We start from the raw sequence: 1,135 nt of genomic DNA, 5'->3' as shown, positions 1-1,135 counted from the left end.
GGCAACACCGCATAATAAGGCAAAAAGAACCGTCCTACCAGCACATAGCTTTTAGCAGAACGGTTTGTGTTTAGAATTCTCGCAGAAGGCATACCGATTCAAGCCGCCAGGCAGGGCCTGTCAGCCAGAAGCAGATTCGCCAACGCGAATATGATATTGAATTTGGCTCGTTGCTTTTCGAGCCCTCGGTATCTCGTTTTCCGAAATCGCAGTTGTTTTTTGACGACACCAAATACGTGCTCCACCTTCGCACGGACAGAAGATTTTGCGTGTTCCGCTTTTTTGGCCGCGTACTGGCCGCTTTTACTCAGTTTCTTTAGCTGGGATGGACGACGGTTGATTTTGTATTTGATTTTGTGGCCGGATTTATTCCGAACGATTGCGTCCTCACGCTTGCCGGCGCCGAGATAGCCGCTGTCACCGTAAACGACCTCTTCCTCACCGGTCAGCAGTGACGAAGTCTGCGACACGTCATGAACATTGGCGGGTGTCGCCTCCACTGTGTGGACCAGTCCGCTGTCCTTATCTACGCCGATATGCGCTTTATAGCCAAAGTGCCATGTGTTGCCCTTCTTGACCTGATGTGCATCCGGATCCCGTTTCTTCTCCTTGTTCTTGGTGGAGGAGGGCGCGGAAATGATGGTGGAATCAACAATCGTTCCCTTTTTCAGGATAAGACCCCGTTCCGTCAGTGCAGCCACGACCTGCGTGAACAGCTTCTCCTGCAATCCGTTTTTCACCAGCAGGTTTCGGAAACGGCCAATGGTATCTCCATTCGGCACCTGATTACTTGAATCAACGCCACAGAAATCCGAAAACGCCCGGCTGTCGATTGCTTCTGCCGCTGTTGCTTCGTCGCTCAGGTCATACAGATTTTGCAGCAGATACAGCCGCAGCATGGTCTCCAGCGGATAGGGTTTGTTGCCGCGCTCTCCTTTATAATAGCACGGCTGAATCAGCGCAAGCCATTCCTTCCACGGGACGATCCGCTCGATCTGGGCAAGAAATTCTTTCTTCTTTGTCCGTACCTGCGCCAGTTCATCACTAAGCGCAGACATTGTCATCTGTTTATCCATGTTTTTATTATATCATGTCGGGCTGTATCACGCTTACTTTTTTGTGCGGTGTTGCCTTA

At 50.7% G+C, this 1,135-nt stretch carries 1 protein-coding gene; it reads right to left on the bottom strand.

Annotated elements, in window-relative coordinates; translation table 11 throughout:
* Positions 1-98: 98 nt before the first annotated feature.
* Positions 99-1,064: an IS5 family transposase gene (locus ACTQ3V_RS15590; RefSeq protein WP_441468289.1), complete on the bottom strand. Its 966-nt coding sequence runs from the start codon at positions 1,062-1,064 to the stop codon at positions 99-101.
* Positions 1,065-1,135: the final 71 nt, after the last annotated feature.

Source organism: Candidatus Agathobaculum pullicola (genome assembly GCF_052117205.1).
Taxonomy (GTDB): Bacteria; Bacillota; Clostridia; order Oscillospirales; family Butyricicoccaceae; genus Agathobaculum; species Agathobaculum pullicola.
Note: the sequence above shows the minus strand (reverse complement) of the source record. Positions and strands in the feature narration are given on the sequence as shown.

Coding starts and splice junctions, on each gene's coding strand:
- ACTQ3V_RS15590 (WP_441468289.1), bottom strand. CDS start 1,064: ATGACAATGTCTGCGCTTAGTGATGAACTGGCGCAGGTACGGACAAAG.